Raw genomic sequence first — 236 nt, forward strand, 5'->3', positions numbered from 1 at the left:
TCGGAGGTCAGGGGGATAAGGTCACGGCCAGGGCAGGGGATGCAGAAAAAGACCAGGTGCTGAAAAACAAAAACCTTATCTGGGACACGCTCAGTAAGAACGGGCTGCTCGCTAATGATCGCGCGCTGAAGGAGCTGGTAATGAGTACCGTCGGCTCCATCATCTTCAATAAAACCGGAGGCGTGACAATCCTGACACCACTGGTCGATAACCGCGATCTGATCAAAGTTCTGATG

Annotated in this window: 1 protein-coding gene; it reads left to right on the forward strand. The window is 52.5% G+C overall.

Annotated elements, in window-relative coordinates:
- Positions 1–236, forward strand: a 236-nt coding sequence (locus tag RTW80_RS30845) for a conjugal transfer protein TraH (RefSeq protein WP_312722071.1), incomplete at both ends; no start/stop codon positions are given.

Source organism: Escherichia sp. AM3, from assembly GCF_032029835.1.
Classification (GTDB): domain Bacteria; phylum Pseudomonadota; class Gammaproteobacteria; order Enterobacterales; family Enterobacteriaceae; genus Escherichia; species Escherichia coli.